General features: G+C 72.0%; 13 protein-coding genes. 4 read left to right on the top strand and 9 right to left on the bottom strand.

Annotated elements, in window-relative coordinates; translation table 11 throughout:
* The first annotated feature begins 56 nt into the window (after nucleotides 1–56).
* The gene (locus IO39_RS34960; RefSeq protein ID WP_043632592.1) at nucleotides 57–656 is read left to right on the top strand and encodes a helix-turn-helix domain-containing protein; all 600 of its coding nucleotides are present in this window, start codon (nucleotides 57–59) and stop codon (nucleotides 654–656) included.
* On the opposite strand, the gene IO39_RS34955 is transcribed toward IO39_RS34960, so the two are convergent.
* Entirely contained in the window at nucleotides 646–1536 is an 891-nt protein-coding gene (locus IO39_RS34955; protein WP_043632589.1) for a sigma-70 family RNA polymerase sigma factor, read from the bottom strand. The two genes, IO39_RS34960 and IO39_RS34955, sit on opposite strands and share 11 nt — an antisense overlap.
* 68 nt (nucleotides 1537–1604) lie before the next feature.
* On the bottom strand, nucleotides 1605–2996 hold the full coding sequence (locus IO39_RS34950) for an amino acid permease (protein WP_043632586.1): 1392 nt from the start codon (nucleotides 2994–2996) through the stop codon (nucleotides 1605–1607).
* Nucleotides 2997–3263: 267 nt separating this feature from the next.
* On the opposite strand from IO39_RS34950, the gene IO39_RS51250 reads away from it, so the two are divergent.
* A complete protein-coding gene (locus tag IO39_RS51250) occupies nucleotides 3264–7502 on the top strand; it encodes an HPC2 multi-domain protein (RefSeq protein ID WP_157549275.1) in 4239 nt (1412 codons plus the stop codon).
* On the top strand, nucleotides 7499–8452 hold the full coding sequence (locus tag IO39_RS34940) for a hypothetical protein (RefSeq protein ID WP_157549273.1): 954 nt from the start codon (nucleotides 7499–7501) through the stop codon (nucleotides 8450–8452). Before IO39_RS51250 ends, IO39_RS34940 begins: the two co-directional genes overlap by 4 nt.
* Before the next feature lie 152 nt (nucleotides 8453–8604).
* Here IO39_RS34940 and IO39_RS34935 read toward each other — a convergent pair whose 3' ends face one another.
* The 7 genes from IO39_RS34935 to IO39_RS34905 form a co-directional block, all read right to left on the bottom strand.
* Nucleotides 8605–9303: a TetR/AcrR family transcriptional regulator gene (locus tag IO39_RS34935; RefSeq protein ID WP_043632580.1), complete on the bottom strand. Its 699-nt coding sequence runs from the start codon at nucleotides 9301–9303 to the stop codon at nucleotides 8605–8607.
* The gene (locus tag IO39_RS34930; RefSeq protein WP_211267271.1) at nucleotides 9297–10505 is read right to left on the bottom strand and encodes a cytochrome P450; all 1209 of its coding nucleotides are present in this window, start codon (nucleotides 10503–10505) and stop codon (nucleotides 9297–9299) included. The genes IO39_RS34935 and IO39_RS34930 overlap by 7 nt, the downstream gene beginning before the upstream one ends.
* A 78-nt stretch (nucleotides 10506–10583) precedes the next feature.
* Nucleotides 10584–11231: a DUF1345 domain-containing protein gene (locus IO39_RS34925; RefSeq protein ID WP_052423759.1), complete on the bottom strand. Its 648-nt coding sequence runs from the start codon at nucleotides 11229–11231 to the stop codon at nucleotides 10584–10586.
* A gap of 210 nt (nucleotides 11232–11441) precedes the next feature.
* On the bottom strand, nucleotides 11442–13460 hold the full coding sequence (locus IO39_RS34920) for an ABC transporter ATP-binding protein (protein WP_043632577.1): 2019 nt from the start codon (nucleotides 13458–13460) through the stop codon (nucleotides 11442–11444).
* A 15-nt stretch (nucleotides 13461–13475) separates the two neighbouring features.
* A complete protein-coding gene (locus IO39_RS34915) occupies nucleotides 13476–14357 on the bottom strand; it encodes an ABC transporter permease (RefSeq protein WP_043632574.1) in 882 nt (293 codons plus the stop codon).
* Nucleotides 14354–15313 (bottom strand): ABC transporter permease, encoded by a 960-nt coding sequence (locus IO39_RS34910; RefSeq protein WP_043632570.1) that lies wholly within the window; start codon nucleotides 15311–15313, stop codon nucleotides 14354–14356. Before IO39_RS34910 ends, IO39_RS34915 begins: the two co-directional genes overlap by 4 nt.
* A gap of 3 nt (nucleotides 15314–15316) precedes the next feature.
* Nucleotides 15317–17044 carry a peptide ABC transporter substrate-binding protein gene (locus IO39_RS34905; protein ID WP_043632567.1) on the bottom strand — a complete coding sequence of 576 codons (1728 nt, stop codon included), beginning with the start codon at nucleotides 17042–17044 and terminating at the stop codon, nucleotides 15317–15319.
* 208 nt (nucleotides 17045–17252) lie between these two features.
* On the opposite strand from IO39_RS34905, the gene IO39_RS34900 reads away from it, so the two are divergent.
* The gene (locus IO39_RS34900; protein WP_084774001.1) at nucleotides 17253–18482 is read left to right on the top strand and encodes an ROK family transcriptional regulator; all 1230 of its coding nucleotides are present in this window, start codon (nucleotides 17253–17255) and stop codon (nucleotides 18480–18482) included.
* Nucleotides 18483–18493 lie beyond the last annotated feature (11 nt).

The raw sequence follows: 18493 nt of genomic DNA, 5'->3' as shown, positions 1-18493 counted from the left end.
TCGGCGACAGCCGGATGATTTGACAAATGTCGTTGCCGAAATGGCAATGTGGGGGCATGGAACTCGATGACGTCCTGCAAGCGGTGGGCCCCCGGCTGCGGGCGCTGCGCCAGGAGCGGGGCACCACGCTGGCAGAGCTGTCCAAGAGCACCGGCATCTCGGTCAGCACCCTGTCACGGCTGGAGTCCGGCGGGCGCCGGCCGACGCTGGAGCTGCTGCTCCTGCTGGCCAGGGCCTACCAGGTGCAGCTCGACGAGCTGATCGACGCGCCGGTGACCGGCGATCCGCGCGTGCACCTGCGGCCCGTCAAGCAGCACGGCATGACGTACATCCCGCTGAGCCGGCGGCCGGGCGGGCTGCAGGCGTACAAGCAGATCTACCCGCCGCGGTGGCCGGGCTACGAGCACGAGCAGCAGGTCCACGAGGGCTACGAGTGGCTCTACGTGCTGTCCGGGCGGCTGCGGCTGCTGCTGGGCCGGCACGACGTGGTGCTGACGGCGGGCGAGGTGGCCGAGTTCGACACCCGCACGCCGCACGCCTTCCTCAACCCCGACGACGAGCCGGCCGAGGTGCTGGCCCTGTTCGGCCCGCAGGGCGAGCGCATGCACGTGCGCGCCCGCCCCGCGGCCAAGGGCGGCGGCGACGTCAGCCGGTGATCAGCGGCGCCAGGTCGAGGCCGGCCAGCCGCTCGGGGTCGGCGAGGATGTCGATGGCGACGATGCGCCCGCCGGCGACCGTGAAGCTCATCACCGCCGACGGCTTGCCCGCCACGGTGTTGACCACCCCGGCCAGGCCGTTGACCACCGCCGGATGCCCGGTCGACGCCGACCGGCCGCGGAAGGACAGCGCCTGGGCGGCCACGTTCGCCGCGCCGCGGACCTCCTTCCAGCCGCCCTCGGGCGCCGCGCCGCCGTCGGCGCGCATCACCACGCCGGGGTCGAGCACGGCCACCAGCCCCGCGAAGTCACCGCGGTGCGCGGCCCCGATGAACGCCTCCACGATCTCCCGCTGCCGGCCCAGGTCGGGATCGGGCACCGGGGCCGCCCCGCGCACCCGCCGCCGGGCCCGGCTGGCGAGCTGCCTGGTCGCGGCCGGCGTACGCCCGACGAGCGGCGCGATCTCCTCGAACGGCACCGCGAACATGTCGTGCAGCACGAACGCCAGCCGCTCGGCCGGGGCGAGCGACTCCAGCACCACCAGCAGCGCCAGCCCGACGGAGTCGGCCACCAGCGCCGCCTGCTCCGGGTCGGGCCCGCCGGGCGGGCTCACCACCGGGTCGGGCAGGCGCCCCTCCAGCGGCTCCTCCCGCCGCGAGGTGCGGGCGCGCAACATGTCCAGGCAGACCCGGCCGACCACCGTGGTGAGCCAGCCGCCGAGGTTCTCCACCTCGCCGGCGTCGCTGCGGCTCAGCCGCAACCACGCCTCCTGCACCGCGTCCTCGGCCTCGCTGAGCGAGCCCAGCATCCGGTAGGCGACCGCCTTCAACTGCCCCCGGTGCGCCTCGAACCGGCTCGCCAGGAGTTCGTGCTCGTCCATCTCGCTCCACATCGTCGTCGCAGTCCGTCACCACATTGACGTACGCGACCGGGGCGGTGTGACGGGGGTCAGCGTTCCAGCGCGGAGTGCCGCCTCCCGTACGCGAAATAGATGACCAGCCCGAGCGCGAACCAGGCGGCGAAGCGCAGCCACGTCACCGGGGCGAGGAAGGTGATCAGCCAGACCGAGAAGACCACCCCGACGGCCGGCACCACGGGCATCCAGGGGGTGCGGAACGAGCGCGGCAGGTCCGGCTGCCGGTAGCGCAGCACGATCACCGCCACGCACACCACCACGAACGCCAGCAGGATGCCGATGTTCGTCAGCTCGGCCGCCTCCCTGATGGGCAGGAACCCGGCGATCAGCGCCGAGGCCGCGCCGACGATCCAGGTGACGCGCGAGGGCACCCGGCGCACCGGGTGGAGCTTGGCGAACCAGCCGGGCAGCAGGCCGTCCCGGCTCATCGAGAACCAGACCCGGGTGACGCCGAGCATGAACGTGAACATCACGGTGAGGATGCCCACGATGGCGCCCGCCGCGATCACCGAGGCCAGGCCGGGCAGCCCGACCGCGGCGAAGGCCGAGGAGAAGCCGCTCTCCGGGTCGATCTCGCGGTAGTTCTGCATGCCGGTCAGGACGAGCGTGGCCAGCACGTACAGGATCATGGAGATGACCAGCGAGTAGATGATCGCCTTGGGCATGTGCCGGCGGGCGTCGCGCGACTCCTCGGCCGCGGTGCTCATCGCGTCGTAGCCGAACACGGCGAAGAACACGGTGGCCGCCCCGGTGATGGCGCCGCCGACCCCGTACGGGAAGAACGGGGTGTAGTTGGCGGTGCTGACGTGGAAGAAGCCGACCGCGATGACCAGCAGCACGACCGCGACCTTGACCCCCACCACGAACGTCTCGAACCTGGCCGCCGCGCGGATGCCCAGGTTCAGCAGGAACGCGATGAGCAGGCACAACACCACCGCGAACAGGTCCACCACGTGCCCCTCGCCGGTGCCCGGCGCGCCGAGCGACCAGGCGGGCAGCGTCAGGCCGAGCTGCTGGACGAGGAAGCCGAAGTAGCCGGAGATGCCGATGGCCACGACGGCGACGATCGCGGTGTACTCCAGCAGCAGGTCCCAGCCGATGAGCCAGCCGACGATCTCGCCCAGGACCGCGTACCCGTAGGTGTAGGCGGAGCCGGCCTTCGGGATCAGGCCGGCGAACTCGGCGTAGGAGAGCGCGGCGGCGGCGCTGGCCACCCCCGCGATGAGGAACGACACCAGCACGGCCGGCCCGGCGGTCTCGTTGGCGACCGCGCCCGCCAGGGCGAAGATGCCCGCCCCGATGATGCCGCCCACGCCGATGGCCGTGAGCTGCCACAACCCGAGCGACCTGGACAGCTCGCCCTCGTGCTCGGTGGCGATGTGCTCGATCGGCTTGCGCCTGAAGACACTCCGTCTACTGATCATGACGCTCCCACTACGTTCCGTGAGGGCGACCTTCCCCACCGTCGGCCGCTCAACCGGCGACACCGCGTTCTTCCGCGTCCCGGCGTTCTTCCGCGTCCCGGGCTTCTTCCGCGTCCCGGGCGCTCGGTGACGGCGCGGTGACGCCGGGGCGGCACCGCCGCGACGCGCCCGGTGCCATGCTTCGTCCACCAGTCGTCGTACGGGAAAAGCGCCGCCATGCCCGTCCCCTTGAAGGTGCGCCCACCACGGCCGGCGACCAGCCGGGCGGTGCCGGCTCCGGCAGTGTCGTCCCCGTCCCTGCCGCCACCGTCCCTGTCGTCCCTGCCGAACAGCCGGCGGCGGCCGAGCGCGATGGACCCGGTCTCGGCCGACGTCGTCCGCGCGCGGACGCTGGTGGGCAACGCGGCCGTGGCGGCGGCGATGGGCGGGCAGGAGCCCGACGCCGGCCCGCGCCGGTCGGGGTGGCGCGGGCCCCTGCTCCTGTCCGGCCAGGAGCTCGTCGGCAACCAGGCGGTGGCGACCCGGGCAGGAGCATTGCCCGCCCCGGCCGCACCCGCCCCGGCCGCACCCATTCCAGCCGCACCCATTCCAGCCAGAACGCCCACCCAGACCCCAACTCCCGTCACGACCACAATTCCGGTCACGACCACAGGTCCCGCACCCACATCACCGGGGACGACCGGCATTCCCGCGGCGCGCAGGAAGCCGCCGGCGCCCGGGAGCAAGGCGACCGCGCCGCCCGCGGCCAGGCCGGAGCGGCAGGACCCGGGCACGACGCCGAAGGAGGACGCGGACCGCGCGGCGAAGGAGGACGCGGGCCGGGCGGCGGCGAAGAAGGAGCGGGCCGCAGGGCCCCGCTCCCCCGGCGCGGACCCCAAGTTCCAGGCGTTGCAGAAGGACGTCGCGGCGAAGAAGCGGCACCTCGGCACGAGTCATCCGCCGGCCGGGGCGGAGGCGGGGGCGGCGCAGGCGGCCGCGGTGCCGCCGCCCGACGACCGGGAGGCGCGGGGCAAGGCGGCGCACGCCGAGGACATGGACGCCGCGCGGCCCAAGGAGTTCGACAAGGCCGCGTTCGTCAAGGCCGTCGAGGACGCGGTCGCCCGGCGGGCGCCGAAGAACCTGGACGAGGCGGACACCTTCGGCGAGTCGGGCAAGGCCGGGGAGGTCAAGGCCGAGGTCCAGGGCAAGGTCGGCTCGGGCAAGGAGGCGGCGGCGCAGGAGATCGCCGACACGACCGCGCAACCGCCACGACCGGCGCCGGACACCAAGGAGGTCGTGCCGCTGGCGGGGGACAAGGTGCCGGGCAGGCCGGGCGCGCCGGACCCGGGCCGGGCCGTACCGGACCGGCTGCCTCCGTCGGCGACGGACCTGTCGGCCGGACCGGAACGGGTCGACCGGCAGATGGCCGAGGCCCGGGTGACCGAGCCGCAGTTGCTGAGGTCCAACGAGCCGTCCTTCGGCAAGGCGGTCAGGGACAAGAAGGCCATGGACGCCCACGCCGCGACCGCGCCCCGGCGGCTGCGTGCCGGCGAGGCACGCGAGATCGCGGAGACCAGGAACGCCGCCGCCACCATGGGCCCGGCCGCGATGGCGGCCATGCACGGCACGCGGGTGGGCACCGGCAGGCAGGTCGGCGCCGGCAAGCAGGGCGCCAAGACCCGGGACGAGAGCAAGCGGGCCCAGGTCACCGCGGTGCTGCAGGAGGCCTTCGACCGGACCAGGACCGACGTGGAGAAGATCCTCTCGGATCTGGACAAGACGGTCGACGACCGGTTCACCCGGCAGGAGAAGCGGGCCAGGGACCGGTTCACGGCCGAGCACGAGCGGGGCATGGCGGAGTACAAGGACCGCCGCTACTCCGGCCTGGCGGGCAAGGCCCGCTGGGTCAAGGACCTCTTCGCCGACCTGCCGGAAGAGGCCAACCAGATCTATGAGACGGCCAAGCGGCACTACCTCGCGGACATGCGCCAGGTGATCACCGACATCGCCGGCGTCATCGAGCGGGAGCTGCGCCGCGCCAAGGAGCGCATCGCCACCGGCCGCAAGCAGCTCAAGGCCGCCCTCGACCGGCTGCCCGCGGACCTGAAGGCGATCGGCCGGGAGGCGGCCGCCGACTTCGAGGGCAGGTTCGCGGAGTTGCGGGACACCGTCTCCGACAAGGGCACCGAGCTGGTCGACACCCTGGCCACCAAGTACGCCGACGCGGTCAAGGCCGTCGACGAGGAGATCGCGGCGGAGAAGGAGAAGAACAAGGGGCTGGTCTCCAGGGCGGCCGACGCGATCGGCGGCGTCATCGCCACGATCAAGGAGCTGGGCCGGCTGCTGATGGGCGTGCTGCGCAAGGCGGCCACCGCCGTGGGCGCGATCCTCCAGGACCCGATCGGCTTCCTCGGCCGCCTGGTCACCGGCGTCGGCGGCGGCCTGCGGCTGTTCGCCAGGAACGCCGGCCGGCATCTGGAGGCGGGGGTGCTGGCCTGGCTGCTGGGCAGCGGCGCGGCGGCCGGGCTGCAACTGCCCAGGAGCTTCGACGCCCAGGGCATCCTGCGGGTGCTGGCCGCGCTGCTCGGTCTGACGTGGGCCAACCTGCGCTCCCGGCTCGCGCGCAAGGTGCCCGAGCAGGCCGTGGTGGCGGCCGAGACCGCCGTCCCGCTGGTCGCCCAGGCCAAGCGGCGCGGCGTGGCCGGCCTGTGGGACGACCTCAAGACCCGCGTCGGCGACCTGAAGAAGACCCTGATCCGCGACCTGGTCTCCTACCTGCTGCCCACGATCGTCATCGCCGGCGTCACCTGGATCGTGTCGCTGTTCAGCCCGGCGTCGGCGTTCATCCGCGCCTGCAAGATGATCATCGACATCATCCGCTTCATCCTCACCCAGGCCCGCCAGATCATCGACTTCGTCAACGCGGTGCTGGACGCGGTGATCGCGATCGCCCGGGGCGGCAGCGGCGGGGTGCCCGCGCTGGTCGAACGGGCCCTGGCCCGCTCCATCCCGGTCCTGCTCGGCGCGCTGGCCGCGATCCTGGGCATCGGCGGCATCGCCGGCAAGGTCCGCCAGATCTTCCAGAGGCTCGCCCGCCCGGTCAACCGCGCCATCGACGCGGTCATCGACAAGATGGCCGCCCTGGTCAGGAAGCTCTGGACGAAGCTCAAGGCCGGTATGGCCAGGCGGAGAACCCGCCGCGGGAAGCCGCGCAGGTCCCTGCCGGCCCGAGTCAGGGACAGGCTGCGCGGCGGCGACGACAGCCCGGCCGGGCAGCGCGAACGGCTCGCCGCTGCGCTGGCGGCCGGGGTGGCGGCCGTCAACAGGTTCCGCGGCCGTCCCGTGGCCGGGAAGCTCCTGCAGCCGCTCCTCACGGCGGTCCGGATCCGCTACGGACTCGACGTGCTCCGTCCCGTCGTCAAGGGCGACCACTGGGCAGTGTACGGGAGGATCAACCCGGAGGGGGTCCGCGACTCGGCCGCGAAGACGGAGGGCGACCAGGCGACGGGCGCCAATCCCCACTTCACCGAAGACGCGAAGGCGTTCGAACGGAAACTGGCGGCCAAGGCCGCGACCCATCGTGCCGCGAACTCGGCCATGGCCACCATGGCGCGCAGCGCGAAGGCGTACATCAAGGCGAAGGCCGGCGGGAAGTGGGACCGCGCGGACGCGAAACTCGCCGAGGTCTTGAAGAAGATCGGCCAGGAGGACGAGCACAAGTCCGGCTTTGTCGGGAAAGAGGTGAAGGACGTGATGGCGGTGTTCGACAAGGGCACCCTCACCGAACGGTTCGTCCACATCACCGAGTTCTTCACCAACATCCTGGGCATGGACATCATGGACAGCGAGAAACAGGCAGAGATCGATGAGTTCATCGTGCGGGCGGGGCTGAATCTCGAGATCCTGAACACCCGGCGGGCGGAGATGCGCGAAGCCGGGATGACGCCGCAGACCGTCGAGCGACGGCAGTTGCCCCGCGCGATGGCGCCGATTCCCCCGGGCTCCGAGGTCGAGCACCAGCGGGAGTCGAGAGAGCCGCGGCCGGAAGGGGAGAGCCGCGAGCTCGGCTTGACCCTCGCCGAGACCGGCTTCAGGTTCAGCGCCCGGCAGGTGCGGATGCAGCGCAGGATCGACCCGGACTGGCAGCGGGACCAGGCGCTACGGTGGGTCGCGGGTTCGAAGGTGTGGATGATGAAGGAGAGCAACCAATGGGTCCAGGCCAAGCGGCGGCTGGGCCTGCCACTCGGCGCCGGGCCCTCCGGCACGACGGTGTCGATGATGAGCGCGGCCGCGGTGCTCGGCGGCGAGCGCTACCCCACCCGGCTGGCCTGCATCGCCTTCCTGGTCGGGGCCCAGCACCACACCCTGGTCGAGGTCATGGTCGCGGCCAGGGAGTTCGGGTGCGACTACACGCCGGGGCCGCGCATGTACCGTGACGTCAAGCCGCTGACCGAGGCGACCCTGCGGGCGTGCGGCAAGAACGGCAAGTTCCCCGACGAGGCTCCCGGCACCACGACGAGATCATGACCCGACACTGCCGCCGTCACCCCTATCTGGTGGGGCCGGACCATTGGCTGCCGCCCGAGCCGTACGAGTACGGCTGGGCCACCGCCGTCGGCTGCAACAACCTGGCCTGCGAGCGCTGCGGCGAACCGGTGCGAGCCCAGGTGCCGGCGAAAGCCCGGTACCGGCGCTACGGCTGCGGGTGCCGGCGGCAGGACGTCCACGACACCTATCAGGTCGGCGGTGAACCGGACGATCTCTATCCGGTCCTCACCGGCTGGACATGCGCCGGGCACCCCGGTTTCCCGCTGCCCGCCGTCCTCGACGGGGTCCGGCTCGACGCGACCACCGACTGGGACACGCTGGCGGCCGGGACGATCCTGCTGCCTCCCTTCGAACCGCCCGGCGTCGAACTGCGCACGGTCTGGGTCACCCGCTTGTACCGCCTCCTCGGTGCGGAACGGCCCCTGCTGAGCGGGTCCGTCGCGCGCCTCCTGGACTGCGGGGACCCCCGTCTCGTACGTGCGGCGTACGACTTCTTCTCCAACGAGCGGGACGCGCCCGGCGCAGGGCTGCTGGCGCGGTCGGTGGCGGCCCGGCGGGACTGGCTGGGCTCCGTCCCGGATCCCGTCCGGCCCGCGTCCTCGCTGCTCGACCACGCGGCGCTGCTGCTGCACGATCGTGTCCTGGTCCTGGACGAGAACGGCGACCCGGCCGACCGGCCGGCGCTCGAGCTGGCCAGAGAGCTCGCGCTCGACGGCATCGGACCCAGCCACACGCCCCTGACGTTCAGCAGGCACGACCCCGGCTGGCTCGCGGACCACGCGGCCGTCCTGGCCCGGCTGAACCGCGGATGGATCACCTCGCTGGTCCGGGGCGCCGCCCGCATGGCGCCTGGCACGCGGGAACGTGTCCTGCGCGAACTGGCCGACATCGCACCCGAACAGGTCGAAGCGGCGCTACGGCACCTGTGACACCCCGATCCGGTTCACACCGGGCCGGTTCGTCCTGGGGCCGGCCAATGCGGGGTACCGTCTGTGTGGCTCCGGTTCGTATGGGCCCGGTTCGTATGGGCCCGGTTCACGTGGGTCCGGTTCGCGCGGGTTCATGCAGGTTCGGATGGGTCTTACTCGGGGGGAGGTGAGATCGGGGCCGTCCAGAGGCCGGTCAGGGCGTCGGTGAGGGCGGTGGCGGCGGCGTCCCAGGCGGGGCGGGCGGCCGGGCCGCCCTCGTTGAGCGCGCGTTCCCGCTCGGCCAGGGCGTGCACGAGCAGCAGGCGGCTCATGTCGCCGCGCTCGCGCAGCACCTCCTCGGGCAGGCCGGGCAGCAGCCGGATCATGCCGTCGAGGGTGGCGCGCATGGAGCGGGTGCCCGCGGCCTCCTCGATGACGATCTGCCGCATGGCCGGCACGGTGTCGATCTGGGCCATGCACTGGGCCCGCCGGCTGGGCACGCCGAGCGCGTCGAGGTGGTCGGTGGCGGGGCGTACCAGGCAGGAGATCCAGTCGCGCAGGTCGGTGGAGCCGCCGATCCGCGCCAGCAGCCGCAGGCGCCGCTCCTCCAGGTCCGCCAGATAGCGGCGGACGATCGCCCGCACCAGGTCGGCCTTGGTGCCGAAGTGGTAGCCGACGGCGAAGTGGTTGCCCTGCCCGGCGGCCTCGCTGATCTGCCGGTTGGACACCTCGCCGACGCCGTGCTCGGCGAACAGCCTCTCGGCGGCGTCAAGAATGATCTCCCGCGTCCCCCGGGCCCGCCCCGTCCTTGCGGCCGTCTTCCCTGCGGCCGCCTTCCCTGCGGCCGTCTTCTCCGGGGCCGCGTTCACCATCGGACCGGCACCTCCTCCAGGCCGCCGACCACCAGGCCTTCGCGGCGCGCGAGCTGCCCGGCCGGGACGGCGAGCTCCAGCGTGGGCAGCCGGTCGAGCAGGACCTTCAGCACGGTCTGCAGCTCGGTGCGGGCCAGGGCCTGGCCGAGGCAGGAGTGCGGGCCGACGCCGAAGGCGACGTGCGGGTTGGGCGAGCGGTCCAGGCGCATCCGGTCGGCGCCCTCGAACTGCCGCTCGTCGCGGTTGGCCGAGGCCATGCTGCAGATCACGGTCGTGCCCGCCGGCAGTTTCTCGCCGCCCACCTCGACCTCCTCGCTGAGGTAGCGCGGCATGCCGAAACCGGGGTTGGCGTCGAACCGCAGCGCCTCCTCCACCGCGGGCCGGATCAGCGCCCGGTCGGCCAGCAGCGCCTCCCACCGGGCGCGGTCGGCCAGCAGCATCGCGACCATCTTGCCGATCATGTTGGCGGTGGTCTCGTGCCCGGCCACCAGCAGGCCCTTGGCCGTGCCCAGCATCAGCTCCTCGGTCAGCCGCCCGTCCAGGCCCTCGACCATCGACAGCAGTTCGCTGATCAGGTCGTCGCCCGGCGCGGCCCGCTTGGCCTCCACCAGCGCGACCAGGTAGGCGCGGAACTCGTCCTGGGCGGCGTCGATCTCGTCCTGGGTGAACCTGGTCATGGAGAGCATGGTGTCGGACCAGTACGCGAACCTGTCCCGGTCGGAGTCGGGCACCCCGAGCAGGTCGCAGATCGCCCACACCGGCAGCGGGAACCCGAGCGCGGCGACCAGGCCGGCCGGCGCGCCGCCGGCGGTCATGCGCTCGACGAGCCGCTCCGCCATGGCCTCGATCCGGGGCTGCATGGCCATCACCCGCTTGGCGGTGAACGCCTTGCCGACCAGTTGCCGCCACGCCCGGTGCTCGTCGCCGGTCATGCTGGTGCCGCCGCTGCCGAACACGCCGCCCGACTCGTTGGCGGTCACCCGGGCGGCGTCGGGCGCGTCGAGCTGCCGGGTGAAGCGCGGGTCGGACAGCACCTGCTTGACGTCGTCGTAGCGGGTCAGCAGCAGCGCCCGGTCACCGCTGGCCAGCCGGATCGGCGCCACCGGGCACCTCTCGCGCAGCTCGGCCCACTCCGGCGGCGGCTCCAGGGCGGCGGGGTTGGTGAACGGGTAGTCCGGAACCTGCTCGGCGATCTCGGTCACGTGCCCTCCAGAGGTGTGGACGCGCCCATCTAAGCCGAATGACTTAACGAAAGTCAACGACCCTCGCCCGGCGGGGGCTCACCTGCCCAGGCCGGCGACGAGGTTGATGGTCAGGGCGACGATGACGGTGCCGAACAGGTACGACAGCAGGGCCTGGCGCAGCACCGCCGAGCGGAACTCGGCCGTGCGCAGCTCGCTGTCGGAGACCTGGAACGTCATCCCGACGGTGAAGGCCAGGTAGGCGAAGTCGGAGAAGCGCGGCTCGGCGCCGGGGTCGCTGTCGTGGAAGTCGACGCCCCCGGCGCCGCCGGAGTAGTACATCAGCGCGTACCGGAGCGTGAAGATCGTGTGCACGACCGCCCACGACGCCACGACGCTGGCGACGCCGAGCCCCACGACGAGGGCGGCGCCGGTCTCCGCCTGCACGATCATGTTGCCCACGGCGGCCAGGCTGGCCACCGCCGCGATGACCACGGCCACGTCCGCGCCCGCCCGGGTGGGGTCCTCGCGGTTCACGTCGGCCGCGGTCTCCCGGCCGTCGAGCCGGGCGATCCGCGTCCAGGTGACCGTCAGGAAGACCACCGCCGCCGCGTCCCAGCCGATCAGCGGCACGTACGGCAGCGGCACGGCCGCCACCGCCACGCCCGCGGCCAGGAGCCCGCCGACGGCCGCGGTCAGCGCGCAGCGCCGCACCGAGGACCCGAGCAGCTCGGATATCCGCGTCATCGGACTCCCCTCATCCCTCCGCCACCTGCCCGGGTGGGGGACGCGTTCCACCCTCTCCCCCTCCCGGGGGCGCGATCATTCGCAACCCTCCTCGCCGCTCCGGAATTTGTCACGGTTTCGACATCACATGGGTGTATCAGGTGCGTCACCGTTGCGGGGATCACCCTTGCCCGGCTCCGGCCGCGCCCGAAGGTCTCCTCGGGCGCGGCGTTAGGCGGTCGCCGCCGCGCCGGCCTCCTGCCGCAGCGGGAAGTGGCAGGCGACCTGGTGGGCCGCGCCGCTCAGCGGCGGCTCGGTGGCGCAGACGTCCTGGGCCAGCGGGCAGCGGGTGCGGAAGCGGCACCCGGTCGGCGGGTTGAGCGCGCTCGGCAGCTCGCCCTGGATGGTCGTGTCCGGGCTGGGCGTACGGCCGGGGTCGGGCGAGGGCACGGCGTCGAGCAGCGCCTTCGTGTACGGATGGCGCGGCGCGCGGACCACCTGGTGGGCGGGGCCGATCTCCACCATCTTGCCCAGGTACATCACGCCGATCCGGTCGGCCATGTAGTCCACCACGGACAGGTCGTGGCTGATGAACACGTACGACAGCCCGAGCTCGCCCTGCAGGTCGCGCATGAGGTTGAGCACCTGCGCCTGCACCGACACGTCCAGCGCGCTGACCGGCTCGTCGGCCACGATCAGCCGCGGCCGCAGCGCCAGCGACCGGGCCAGCCCGATGCGCTGGAGCTGCCCGCCGGAGAACTCGTGCGGGTAGCGCTCCAGCGCCCGGCGCGGCAGGCCGACCTGGTCGAGCAGCTCGCTCACCCGGGCGCGGCGCGCGGCGGCGTCGCCCACCTGCTGGATCTCCAGCGGCTCGGTGAGGATGGAGTCGATGCGCATGCGCGGGTTCATGGCCGCGTAGCTGTCCTGGAACATCAGCTGCACCTGGCGGTGCATGCGGTGGCGGGCGCGCCGGTCGAGGCCGGCGATGTCGGTGCCGTCCACGACGATCCGGCCGGCCGTGGGGGTCTCCAGCCCGGCGACGAGGCGGCCGACGGTGGACTTGCCACAGCCCGACTCGCCCACGATGCCGAGCGTCTCGCCGGGCCTGACCTCGAAGGAGACCCCGGCCACGGCGCTGACCCGCCCGGCGCTCCTGCGCAGGCCCGCGCCGCCGGCGTCGTACTCCTTGACCAGGTCCCGCACGGTCAGGATCGGCTCGGCGGCGGCGGGGACGGCCCGGTCGTGGCCGGCCGCCGCCGCGATCGTGACGGGCTCGGTGACCGGGTGCAGGCAGGCGAACGCGTGCCCGTCCCCGGTGAGGGCGACGTCGGTGGTGCGGCACTCGTCGGTGGCGAAGCGGCAGCGGGGCGCGAAGCGGCAGCCGGTCAGCGGGCGCGACAGGTCGGGCGGCAGGCCGGGGATGCTGTAGAGGCGGCCGTCGCCGTCGTGGGCGGACTCGGGCAGGGCGCGCATGAGCGCCTCGGTGTAGCGGTGCCGCGGGGCGCGGAACAGCTCGGCGGTCGTGGCGGTCTCCACGACGCGGCCGGCGTACATGACGGCGACCCGGTCGGCACGGCCGGCGATCACCCCGAGGTCGTGGGTGACCAGGATGACCGCCATCCTGAACTCCTCGCGCAGGTCGTCGATGAGCTCCAGGATCTGGCGCTGGGTGGTGACGTCCAGGGCCGTGGTGGGCTCGTCGGCGATGAGCAGGCGCGGGGAGCGGATGAGCGCCATGGCGATGACCACGCGCTGGCGCATGCCGCCCGACAGCTGGTGCGGGTAGTCGTCGACGATCTTGTCGGGGCGGGGCATGCCGACCCGGCGCAGGATCTCCACGGCCCGCTCGCGCGCCTCGGCCTTGCTCACGCCCTGGTGCACGCGCAGCGGCTCGGCGACCTGGGCGCCGATGCGCATGGTGGGGTTGAGCGAGGTGAGCGGGTCCTGGAAGACCATGCCCATCTCGACGCCGCGCACCCTGCGCAGCTCGGGCGCCGCCATGCCGCGCAGGTCGCGGCCGTCGAAGAGGATCTCCCCGCCGACGACGCTGCCGCCCGCGGGCAGCAGCCCCATGATCGACAGGACGGTCATGGTCTTGCCGCTGCCCGACTCGCCCACGATGCCGAGCGTCTCGCCCTGGTTGACCTCCAGGTTGACCTGGTCGAGCGCGTGCACGGTGCCGCGCCGCAGCGCGATGTCGGTGCTGAGGTCGCGCAACCGCAGCAGCGGCTGCTTGATGGGTGCCTCCATGTACGAAATCTCCTGCTAACGCCGCCGGAGGCGGACCTCGAAGACGTCCCTCAGCCCGTCGCCGATGAAGTTGAAGGCGAGCACGATGAGGATGATGGCGATGCCCGGCGGGTACAGCAGCCACCAGTGGCCGCTGAAGGTGTCCGCCAGGCCGTCGGACAGCATGCCGCCCCAGTTGGCCGCGGGTGGCGGCACTCCCAGGCCGAGGAAGGACAGGTAGGCCACGTACAGGATGGCGTCGGCGACCTGGAAGGTGGCGTTGACGATCACCGTGCCGATGGCGTTGGGGATGATGTGCCGGCGCACCGCGCGCCCGCCGGTGCCGCCCATGCCGCGCATCGCCATGACGTACTCGCGGGTGCGCAGCGTGAGCGCCTCGCCGCGCACCAGCCGCGCGGGGCCGAGCCAGGCGAACGCGCCGATGATGACGATGAGCATCGGCACCGTGGGCGTCACGATCGAGGCCATGAGCATGAACAGGAACAGCGCCGGGATCGACATCATCGCGTCGACCACGCGCATCATGACCGCGTCGACCCAGCTCCCGGCGAAGCCGGCGATGGCGCCCCAGACGGTGCCGACGACGGTGGCCAGCAGGCCGGCCGCCAGCCCGACCACGATCGAGGTCTGCCCGCCGAGCATCAGCCGGCCGAGCTGGTCGTAGCCGACGCCGTCGGTGCCCAGCGGGTGGCCGTCCGTGCCGGGGGCCAGGAAGACCCTGGTCAGGTCGGTGTGCACCTGGTCGGTCTGGTAGAACAGCGGCCCGAGGAAGCTGAAGGCCGCCAGCAGGACGAACAGGCCCACGCCCACCAGGGCGAGCCGGTTCTCGCAGAAGACCTCCAGGCCCTGGCGCCACATCCCGCGGACGGGTGCCTCTTCTTCTTCGCGAGCGGTCATGAGCGGCCTGCCTTGAGTCGTACGCGCGGGTCGACCGCGGCGTAGAGCACGTCGGCGACCAGCGCGCCGAGCACGGTGGCCACCGAGATCAGCAGGGTGACGCCGAGCAGGATCGGATAGTCCCGCTTGAGCGCCGCCTGCCAGAACAGCAGCCCCATGCCCGGGTAGTTGAACAGCCGCTCGACCACCAGGGCGCCGCTGAACAGCGCCGGCAGATACATGCCGAGCAGCGTGATGACGGGGAACAGGCCGTTGCGCAGGGTGTGCCCGACGATCACCCGGCCCTCCGACAGGCCCTTGCTGCGCGCGGTGCGCACGTAGTTCTCGTTCAGGTTGTCGACCATGGACGAGCGCACGTAGCGGGAGTAGACCGCGACGGTGAGGATGGTCAGCGTGAGCGTGGGCAGCACCAGCCCGGCCGGGTCGGCCAGCACCTCCGCCAGCGTGAAGCCCTGCGGCGCCTCGGGCGGCAGGACCGGCCACACCTGGGAGAACAGAATGATCATCATGAGGCCCATGAAGAAGATCGGCGTGGCGTAGGCCAGCAGCGACAGCCCGTTGATCGTGTAGTCGGGCCAGCGGTTGCGGCGCACGGCCTGCACGACGCCGAGCGGGACGGCCACGACGACCGCGAGCAGGGTCGAGGCCACCGACAGCAGCATGGTCTTGGGCAGCCGCTGCGCGATGGCCTCGGCCACCGACTGATTGAGCTGGAAGGAGTAGCCGAGGTCACCGGTGACCAGCCGCCGCAGGTACATCGCGTACTGCTCCCACAGCGGCCGGTCGTATCCCATCTCGTGGTTGAAGGCGGCGATCTGCTGCAGCGTCGCCTCCTTGCCCAGGATGGCCCGGGCCGCGCCGCCCGGCAGCAGGTGCAGGATCACGAACGTGATCAGCGTCACCAGGATCACGATGACCAGGGCCTGGCCCAGGCGCGTCAGGACGTACCGGGTCAACGGTCAGCTCTTCCAGGACCAGTCTTGGAAGTACATCAGGTTCATCGGGTCCTGCGGCTCGACGCCCTGCAGCCCCGACTTGTACGCCGAGATCTGGTAGACCGGGTTCGGCATCCACAGCACCGGCAGGTCCCTGGCCAGGAAGTCGTTGTACTCCTTCAGGGCGCCGGCGTCGGCGGAGAACTGCGCCTTCTCGATCAGCTTGTCGGCCTCGGGGTTGCTGTAGCTGCCGAGGTTGACGGGGGCGTCGGTCTGGAAGAGCCGCTCACCGGAGGCGAAGGCCGGGTAGTACCAGCTGCCCTGGGAGCCGAAGAACGACATGTCCCAGTCGCACTTGGACTCCTCCGGCTTGCAGGCGGGGGTGACCGCGACGGAGTCGGGCACCTCCTTGATCGTGAGCTGCACGCCGACCTTGGCCATCGTCGACTTGATCTCGGCGAACATCTTGGTGGTCGCGGCGAAGCCGGACTGGCTGGTGACGGTGAAGCTCAGCGGGGTGTCCTTGGCGATGCCGTCGCCGCACAGGGCGGGGTCGGCGCAGGTGGTCTGCCCGTCGGGGGTCACCTTCCAGCCGTGGCTCTCCAGCAGCTGCCTGGCCTTGGCCGGGTCGAAGGGGTAGGCGCAGCCCTGGCCGGCCGGGGCGCCCTGCTCGGCGGGGACCGGGCCGCAGGTGGGCGCGGCCATGCCGGACCAGATGACCTTGCTGATGGTGGGCTGGTCGATGAGCATCTGCAGCGCCTGGCGCAGGTACGGCTGCTTGAACAGCGCCCCGGTCTTGGGGTTGTTGAAGTTGAGCTGCAGGTACGTGATCGACCACCCGTACCAGGGGGCGACCTTGTAGCCCTTCGACTCCAGGTAGGAGCGCTGCGACAGGTTGGCCGGCGGGATGTAGCCGTAGTCGATCTGCCCGGCGCGCAGCACGTTGAACTCGGCGTCGTCGCCGGTGAACGGGCGCAGCACGACCTTGTTCAGCTTCGGCTTGTCCGGGCCCGAGTAGGCGTCCTGCTTGGCCAGCACGACCTCGCCGCTGGGGACGTAGCTCTCCAGCTTCCAGGGGCCGCTGGTCGTCTTCCACAGCGGGTTCGTCGCGTAGCTCTTGGGGTCCTTGGAGGCGGCGGTCAGCTCCTCGAAGGTCTTCTTGGGGTCGCCCTTGTCCCAGGCGTGCTGGGGCAGCGGCACGATGCGGTTGAGCTGGTTGCCGACGAACCAGGCGGCGTTGTACGCCTTGGTGGTGGTCAGGGAGAAGGTCTTGTCGTCCTTGACCTTGAAGTCCGAGACGTTGTCGGGGAAGCCCCCCGGCTTGTACGACGCCCACTTGTCCTTGTTGGCGGTCACCAGGTCCCACCAGAACTTGACGTCCTTGGTGGTGATCGGCTTGCCGTCGGACCAGGTGTTGTCCTTGAGCGTGATCGTCAGCGTCTTGCCCTCGTCGCTGACGACGGGCGGCTCGGCCAGCGAGCGCTGCGGGTTGACGTTGTCGGCGCTGGATCCGTCGAGCTGGTAGCTGTACAGCTTGCGGTACAGGGCGGTGGTGAAGATCTCGTTCTCGCCCTGGGTGAAGCCGGGGGCCGAGATCGGCAGGATCCAGTTCGGCGTGCGCAGGGCCACGGTCACGGTGTCCTTGCCCTGAGCGCCGCCCTGCTGCGCACTGCCGCCGGCGCCCGCGCTGCAGGCGGTCAAACCGAGCCCGACGGCCACCACGCCGCTCACGAAGCGGGTTCTCGTCCCCATGTTTCTCCTCGTCGAGAGGTGCGCGTGCCCTCCAGGGGCCCTTCAGTCCGGAGAATGTATAGAGGTGCAAGTAGTAAGTCAATGCGAAAAATCAGCTTTGTTCGGGACACTTATTTCGGGATAGAGTCCGCGGCGAAGGCACCTATCGGTGATCGTCTTCGTGCCCGATGATGGGCATCTGCTGTGTTCGTCAAAGGGGAGGAGACCCATGCCGGAGCCGCCCGCCAAGCTGCGCGAGCAGGCGTTGAACCTGCTGGCCAGCGGCAAGGCCGCCTCCCGCGCGGACCTGGTGGAGATCCTGGAGGTGGCTCCGTCGACGGTCTCCAGCGTGGTGCGCCGCCTGCTGGAGGAGGGCACGATCCTGGAGGAGGGCGTGGGCGCCTCCACCGGCGGCCGCCGGCCCAGGATCCTGCGGCTGCGCGAGGACGGCGGCGTGTTCGCGGTGGCCGAGCTCGGCGCCCGTCACGCCCGCGTCGGCCTCTGCTCGCCCTCCGGGGAGCTGCAGGCGGCCGAGGAGTTCGCCGTCGACATAGGAGCAGGCCCAGGGGCGATCTTCGACGAGATCACCGCGGCCTTCGACCGCGTCCGGGCCGCCCACGCGCCCGGCCGGCGGCTGCTGGCCGTCGGCATGGCGCTGCCCGGCCCCGTGGACTTCCCGCACGGGCGGCTGATCGGCCCGGCCCGCATGCCGGGCTGGAGCGGCTACGACGTGCAGAGCGACCTGCGCGACCGCTTCGAGGTGACCGCCGTCGTCGACAACGACGCCAAGGCCGCCGCGATCGGCGAGTACGTCACGCGCCGCGAGACCGGCGACATGATCTACGTCAAGGCCGGCACCGGCATCGGCGGCTGCCTGGTCAGCCGCGCCGAGATCTACCGCGGCGGGCGCGGGCTGAGCGGCGACGTCACCCACGTGCGGGTGGCCGACAGCGGCGAGCGCGAGTGCTCCTGCGGCAGCCGCGGCTGCCTGGAGACCGTCGCCAGCGGCGCCGCGCTCGCCCGCGAGCTGGCCGGCCGCGGCCTGCCGGTGGCCAGCACCCGCGACGTCATCGCCGCCACCGTCAACGCCGACCCGGCCGTGGTGACGCTCGTGCGCCAGGCCGGCCGGCTGCTCGGCGTCGCACTGTCGGGCCTGGTCAACTTCCTCAACCCGGACAGCGTGGTGATCGGCGGCGCGCTGTCGAGCCTCGACGTCTACGTGGCGGCGGTCAAGGGCATGCTGTACGAGCGCTGCCTGCCGCCGCTGACCCAGTCGTTGTCCATCGAGGCGAGCGTGGCCGGCCCCGACGCGGCGCTGATCGGGCTGGGCCACCTGCTGCGCGAGAGCGCCGACCTGCGCCTGCCCGCCGGCCACGGCCCCCCGGCCGGCCCGCGCCCCTCCCCCGGCCTCCGCCCCTCCACCAGCCTCCGCCCCTCGAACGACGGCAGTTCCTCCTAGAAAGCAGCACC

The sequence above is a fragment of the Nonomuraea candida genome (assembly GCF_000725485.1).
GTDB classification, from domain to species: Bacteria; Actinomycetota; Actinomycetes; order Streptosporangiales; family Streptosporangiaceae; genus Nonomuraea; species Nonomuraea candida.
The sequence above is the reverse complement of the archived record's forward strand: the minus strand, read 5'-3'. Positions and strand labels throughout refer to the sequence as shown.